7 protein-coding genes are annotated in these 6,166 nt (G+C 70.2%); all 7 read right to left on the bottom strand.

Annotation, left to right across the window (positions count from 1 at the left end):
- Positions 1 to 8: 8 nt before the first annotated feature.
- Positions 9 to 623, bottom strand: coding sequence for a polysaccharide biosynthesis/export family protein (locus FMP39_RS31430; protein ID WP_011552015.1), 615 nt, complete (start codon positions 621 to 623; stop codon positions 9 to 11).
- Positions 624 to 646: 23 nt separating this feature from the next.
- A complete protein-coding gene (locus tag FMP39_RS31435) occupies positions 647 to 1,912 on the bottom strand; it encodes a hypothetical protein (RefSeq protein WP_141593761.1) in 1,266 nt (421 codons plus the stop codon).
- Positions 1,913 to 2,025: 113 nt separating this feature from the next.
- Entirely contained in the window at positions 2,026 to 2,589 is a 564-nt protein-coding gene (locus FMP39_RS31440; protein ID WP_194858639.1) for a hypothetical protein, read from the bottom strand.
- Between the two features lie 87 nt (positions 2,590 to 2,676).
- Complete coding sequence (locus FMP39_RS31445; RefSeq protein WP_141593763.1) at positions 2,677 to 3,123, bottom strand: cyclic nucleotide-binding domain-containing protein; 447 nt, start codon at positions 3,121 to 3,123, stop codon at positions 2,677 to 2,679.
- 41 nt (positions 3,124 to 3,164) lie between these two features.
- The gene (locus FMP39_RS31450) at positions 3,165 to 4,508 is read right to left on the bottom strand and encodes an AgmX/PglI C-terminal domain-containing protein (protein WP_141593764.1); all 1,344 of its coding nucleotides are present in this window, start codon (positions 4,506 to 4,508) and stop codon (positions 3,165 to 3,167) included.
- 4 nt (positions 4,509 to 4,512) lie between these two features.
- Positions 4,513 to 4,788 carry a hypothetical protein gene (locus FMP39_RS31455; protein WP_140789045.1) on the bottom strand — a complete coding sequence of 92 codons (276 nt, stop codon included), beginning with the start codon at positions 4,786 to 4,788 and terminating at the stop codon, positions 4,513 to 4,515.
- Between the two features lie 7 nt (positions 4,789 to 4,795).
- The coding region (locus FMP39_RS31460) for a lipopolysaccharide assembly protein LapB (protein ID WP_141593765.1) at positions 4,796 to 6,166 on the bottom strand (1,371 nt) is incomplete at its 5' end.

The raw sequence follows: 6,166 nt of genomic DNA on the forward strand, positions 1-6,166 counted from the left end.
AGCGCAGGCTAGAAGAAGCTCTCCGGCACGAAGACGATGTCGCCGGGCTGGAGCATGAAGTTCTTCTCCCGCCCCACGCCGATGTCCTCCACGGGCACGCGAATCTTGCGCTCCTGCCCGTCCACCACGCGCGTCACCAGCGTGTTGTTCTTCGCCGCCAGCTTGGTGAAGCCGCCGGCCAGCGTAATCGCCTGGACGATGGACATCTCGTTGTCCACGGGGAAGGTGCCCGGCTTCTGCACCTCGCCGAAGACGAACACCTTCTGCGAGTTGTACTCGCGGATGAGCACCGATACCTGAGGGCGGCGCACGTAGCGCGCCAGGCAGTCCCGCAACTGGTCCGCCGCCGAGCTGGGCGTCGTCCCCGACAGCGGCACCTTGCCGCACAGCGGGTAGTCGATGGTGCCCTCGCTGGACAGGCGCCAGGTGCCGGAGTGCTCGGGCTCCTGGAAGACGCGCACCTCCACCACGTCTCCGGGCCCCAGCTTGCCGCCACTGGAGCGCGCGGCCTCGGCCTCCGCGGCGGGCGTGGGAGCGGGCGGCGGCGGGCGCTGCGACGTGCCGAAGCAGGCGGGCAGCGTCATCAGGGACAGCACGGTGAGGGCGGCGCGGAAGCTGGTCATCTCCAGGAGGGACAGACGCTCACTCAGTACGTCACGGAGAGGCGGGCGTACCCCTCGTGCCGCGAGTAGTTGAGGCCGCCGCCATCCACCGAGGAGGAGCGGCGACCCAGCATGTAGCCTGCAGCGCCCGTCAGCCACGGGTAGAACTGGTACTCCGGGCCGATATTCACGCCGACGACGGTGTCCTTCCGGCCGCCGTCGAAGCGCAGGAAGTCCACGGCGAGCCCGCCGGACACCGTCAGCTTGCCGCCGAAGAGGGCGCGCACCTCGCCGTAGCCCCGGTTGTCCGTAAAGAAGCCGTAGGCGGCCACGGGCTCCAGGGTGCGCAGGTAGCCCGCCTTGAAGCTCAGGGTGGGGCTGTAGAGGTAGGTGCCCTCCATCTGCCCCAGGAAGGTGCCGCCGCCGGTGCTGCCGAAGTTCTGGCCCCAGCCCGCCTTGGCCGTGACGGCCACCTTGGGGGACACGAGGCCCGCCACGCCGCCCATGACGCGCAGCAGCGAGGCCCCCGGCGTGCTGTCGTTGAAGTAGCTGCGCACGTCCAGGTGGGTGTCGAGCACCACCGCCGTCTTCGGCAGGAAGCGCCAGCGGCCTTCCGCGCCCACGCGCAGGTTGCCGTAGTCGAAGCGCTCCACGGCGGCCGGGTCGCACACGCTTTCGGTGCAGCCGACGGGGCTCACCGAGCTCAGCGGCTGGAAGAACTCCACCGCGTAGGCCACGCTGGGCGTCAGCTCCAGCGCGCCGCCGCCGGGGCGCCACGGGGCCTTCACTCGCGCTTCATTGAAGAGGCTGAGCACGCCCACGCCCACGGCCGCGGTGCGCGTGCGGTCCGAGCGCGCGAACTGGTTCGACACCTCCAGCGTCAGCGGGGCGTCCGGGTTGAAGCGCGCGTTGAGGTCCGCCGCGCCCTCCATGCGCGAGGCCGCGCTGGAGTTCTCCGTCACCAGGCCCGTGTACATCACGTAGTCCAGGTTGGCGCCCAGGTTGAACGCCAGGGTGGACGACGGAATCTCCAGCCGGAAGCCAGGGCGGAAGCGCAGCGCCACGTCGCTCGCCAGGTTGGCCGATACCGGGTCGCTGTTGGGCTCCGAGTTGGAGGTGGGCGAGAAGTAGCCCACGCCGCTGTCCAGCCGCGTCTCCAGGTCGAAGTAGGGGTGCAGCCGCCCGCTGCCCACCTTGAAGCCGTTACCCCCGGTGGGAGGCGCCGCGATGCCCTGGGCGGAGGCCGTGCCGCCCAGCGCGAGCAGCGCCAGAGCACCCAGTCCTCCCCAGAATGTCGCGGGCTGCTTCATGGCTCAGAAGGGCTTCCCAGGTGTGAGGCGCATTTCCTCTCACCTTTCGTGCTTGCGGCCGGCGGCGTCATAACACATGCGAGTCAGGCCGGACCGAAGGTTTGTTGGCGGTGTTACCGGACGGGGCTGGCGGGAGGTGGGCGCACCAGGACGATGTCGGGCGTGGGGGGACGGCTGGGGTCGCCTCCGGGGAGATTGTTGGGCTCCTCCACCTCCACGAAGAGATTTTCATCGGTGCGGAAGGCGAGCTGGCCGATGCACTCCTCGGCCTCCGAGCGGAGCTGTCCCACCTTCTGCCGGGCGATCATCACCTTGGTGAATTCGTGCTCGCTGGACGAGGACTCCTGGCGGGACACCGCCTCCTGGAGGGACACGTCCGCCTGCTCGGAGATGCGCAGCAGGCCCTTGATTTGAGTGAGCTTCTCGTTGGCGCAGTTGAGCTTCACCACGTCCTTGGTCCGCCGGGCCTCCTCCACCTTCCCCAACACCGAGCGCAGCACCTCGCGCATGCCACCCAGGGCCTGCGTGCTGCGCACCAGCTTCGCCGAGTCCGGCACGTCGCTGGCCTTCTCCAGCGCCGCGGTGGCGGCGGGAGGGGCTGGCGGCGCGGCGGGGGACGGGCTTTGTGCCGTCGCCATGCCGGCGGCCAGGACGGCGAGCATTCCGACGTTGCGCATGCGGCTCACGATGCCGCAGAGCGTAGAGGCAGGGGTGGGGGGTGTCAAACCAACACGAGGGCAATGAAAGTGGTCAGGACTGACTAGTCAGACCTTCGTTGCGAGACGAACATTGGCCTCGCGCAGACGGGCAGACAGGCTCCTGGCGATATTGACCACGATGAAGGTGAACCCATCTCCATGGGTCCTCCGGAACTCGCGGAGGTCCTGCGCGCTGAGCTGAAGCAGGTCCACGTCCGTCTTTGCGCACACGGTGGCAGAGCGGAAGTCCTTGTCGATGAGGCCCATCTCCCCGAAGAACTCGGGTGGGGACAGCACCGCGAGCGGATGCAGGCCGCCCTGGGGCTGACGGCGCGCGACCTCCACCTGGCCTCGGACGACGACGAAGAGGCTGTCGCCCAAATCCCCTTCTTCGAAGATGACGTCCCCGGCCGCGAAGTGCCGCGCCCGCGCCAGCTCGGCGAGGTGGCCAAGCTCCGCGGAGGAGAGCATCTCGAAGAGCGGCGATGCGGCGATGACGGACAGCTTCTCCATGGTCCCCCCGGGGCCCGGGCTGGGTGCTCCCGGCCGGGAGCCTAGCCCGCCGGCGCGAAGACGAAGGGGTAGGAAACGGCTGTCTCGTCGTCGGGTTTGAAGGGGAACACCCAGCTGCGGATGGTGGTGCGGATGCAGCTGCCCACCGCCTCGCTGCCCAGGGTGTTCTCCTCGATTTCGATGTCCCCGGCACGGCCGGACGTCTTGATGGTGAAGCGCACCACCACCTTGCCCTTGAGTCGGGGGTTCCGCTTGAGCTCCTTCTCGTAGCAGCTCTGGATGGCGGCCTTGCGCGCGCGCACGTAGCGGGCCAGCGCGTCGCGGTCCACGTCGGCGCTTTCGATTTCGGGCGTGGCGTCCTGCACGCGGCCCTTCACCACCGTCTCCTTCTTGTCGCCCAGGTCCACCTTGCCGCCGCCCTGGGTGCCAATGGCGCCGATGTCCGTCACCGTGCCCGTGCCGCCGCCGCGAGGTCCGCCGCTGGCGCCCACGGAGGCTTCGCGGGCCACGCCCACGCCGCCCGCGCCCGCCAGGGCCTCGGCGATGTCACCGCCGCCACTGGCGCCGCCCAACACGTCCGCGAAGGCACCCTGGCCACCGCCGCTATTGGAGCCCAGAATCTTCAGCAGGCCCTTGCCGGAGACCTTCTTCACCACCTCCGCGCGGCGCTGCTGGGCGGCGTCACCCGCGGGCTTGTTCTCCGCGGGCGTGTCCTCCTTGGGCGCGGCATCGGGCTTGTCGCTCTTGGGCGCTTCGGCGGCGCCGGTGTCCGCCGGCTTGGGGGCCTCCACCGGGCGCTGGGGGATGATGGCGCGCACGAAGCGGTCATCCAGTTCGTCCAGCTCCAGCTCGGCCACCTGCGGCGTCTCCGAGGTGATGATGAGGGCGGCGCCGGAGAAGTGGACCAGGAGCGAGGCGGCGAGGATGCCGAAGAAGACGCGGTCCATCGTCTTCCACCGGCTGACCATGACGTCCGTGGGCAGCACCGGCTTCGCCTCGTCGGGCGGCGGCGTGACGAATTGGAAGAAGAGGGTGGCGTCACCCAGCTCCACCTTCCCGCGAGCGCTCTCCGGCAGGGGCAGGACGTGCAGGTCGCCGCGGCGGGTGGCAAGGCCCTGCGCGCGCAGGGATTCGAAGTCCACGTCGGACGAGCCCAGGTTGACGCGGCCCTTCATGTCCGGCGCGATGACGAGCTGGAACTGCTGGTTCGTGTTCTCCAGCAGGGCGAAGCGGGCGGGCCGGCCCTCGGTGGCGGGCAGGACGATGGTGTTCTTCGCGTCGTGGCCGATGGTGACGGCTTCGCGGCGGACGTGGTGCTCTTCGACGATGCGGCCGTTCTGGATGACGCCGACGCGGAGCAGCTTGTTCTGCGAGGTGGCGGCCATGGGACTAGAAGGGTTCCTGTTCCACGCTCTTCTCGACCTTGGGCACGAAGCTCTCGGTGCGGCTGAGGTCGTCGAAGCTCAGGTTGGAGCGCTGGAGGATGTACATGGCCTGGGGCTTCTGGATGCGTCCTTCGACGGTGATGGCTTCCAGGCGGATGACTTTGCGCGGGGCCTTCTTCGGCGACGCGGCGCCGCTGCTGGACGAGGAGGCCTGACTGGCGTCCTGGGCCAGCACGGGCGCGGCGGCGAGCAGCACGATGAGGGCGAAGGCGGAGCGCATGGCGGATTTACTGGGAGTCGGTGGTGAGTCTACCCGAGCCGGAGGGCACCGGGGCAGCCGTCGGGCCGTCCGGGGACGGTGCCGGGCTGCTTGGGGCGGAGGTGGTGGAAGGTGAGGCGTCCGGCGCTGAGTTGGACACCGACGGGGCGGGCGGTGTTCCCTCGGGGGAGCTGGCCTCGGCGGCTTTCTGCGCCTCGGCGGCCTTTCGGAGCTGGTCCTTCTGCTCGCGCTCCAGGCGTCGCTCCTCGCGGTCGATGAGCTTGCGCGCGTCCTTCACGTACTGGGGGATGCGTTCGTCGCGTCCGCCGCGCGCCTGGTAGTTGTCGAAGTGGGTGAGGGCCGTCTTGTAGCGCTTCAGCGGCTCCATCCCCGGCGGCTCCACGTCGAGGTAGAGGATGGCCAGGTTGAAGTACGCGTCCGCGGCGCGCGGCGTCAGCAGCAGCACCTGTTCGTACTCGGCGCGGGCCCGCGCGAAGTTCCCCTGGCCCCGGTGGGCGTTGCCCAGGTTGAGGCGGGCCGACGCGAAGTCCGGCGCGGCGCGCACCGCGGCCTCCAGTTCGGTGACGGCGGCCTCGTAGTCCTGCGCCTCGTTGAGCATGGCGCCGAAGTTGTTGCGCGCCTCCGCGAAGTCCGGCCGCAGCTGCGCGGCCGTCTTGAAGGACTCCAGGGCCTGGGGACGCGAGTCGAGCGCCAGGTACACCAGCCCCAGCGCGTTGTGCGTGGCCGCGTCCTTCGGGTCGATGGCGCGGGCGTTCTCCAGCACCATGCGCGCCAGCTCGTGCTTGCCCTCGCGGTAGTAGACCTGCGCCAGCACCTGCATGGCGCGCACGTGCCGCTCGTCGCCCTTCAGCGCCTGCTTGGCCTCGGCCGAGGCGGCGGCGTGGTTCTTCGCCTGGAGCAGTGTGATGGCCAGCGCGGTGCGCAGCGCGACCGAGTCCGGCTGGGAGGACAGCCGCTCGCGCAGCTCGGCTTCCAGCTTCGCCGTGCGGCCGGTGCGGCCATACAGGCGCGCCAGGCAGTCCCACGCGGACTGCTGCTCGGGGGCCACGTCCAGCGCCTTGCGGTAGGAGCGCTCCGCGTCCGCGGTCTTCCCCATCCGCTCCTGGACGATGCCCAGGTTCGTCCACGCGTAGTCCAGCTTCGGGTCCAGCTCGACCAGGGTGCGCAGCGCCGCTTCGGCCGCGGTCAGCTCTCCCCGGCGCGCAATCTCCACCGCCTCGACGAAGTCGCGCTCGGGGCCGCGCGGCGCTTCCGGACGTGACAGGGGCGGTGACGGCGCCTCCGTGGTGGCGCCCGCGTCCGGCGGTGTCGCGGCGGTGGTGCCCGCCTCCTCGGCGGCGGAGGTTTCCTCGGGCGGTGGCCGGGGGGCGGCGGGAGT

Source organism: Myxococcus sp. AB056 (genome assembly GCF_006547365.1).
GTDB classification, from domain to species: domain Bacteria; phylum Myxococcota; class Myxococcia; order Myxococcales; family Myxococcaceae; genus Myxococcus; species Myxococcus virescens.

Coding starts and splice junctions, on each gene's coding strand:
- FMP39_RS31430 (WP_011552015.1), bottom strand. CDS start 623: ATGACCAGCTTCCGCGCCGCCCTCACCGTGCTGTCCCTGATGACGCTG.
- FMP39_RS31435 (WP_141593761.1), bottom strand. CDS start 1,912: ATGAAGCAGCCCGCGACATTCTGGGGAGGACTGGGTGCTCTGGCGCTG.
- FMP39_RS31440 (WP_194858639.1), bottom strand. CDS start 2,589: ATGCGCAACGTCGGAATGCTCGCCGTCCTGGCCGCCGGCATGGCGACG.
- FMP39_RS31445 (WP_141593763.1), bottom strand. CDS start 3,123: ATGGAGAAGCTGTCCGTCATCGCCGCATCGCCGCTCTTCGAGATGCTC.
- FMP39_RS31450 (WP_141593764.1), bottom strand. CDS start 4,508: ATGGCCGCCACCTCGCAGAACAAGCTGCTCCGCGTCGGCGTCATCCAG.
- FMP39_RS31455 (WP_140789045.1), bottom strand. CDS start 4,788: ATGCGCTCCGCCTTCGCCCTCATCGTGCTGCTCGCCGCCGCGCCCGTG.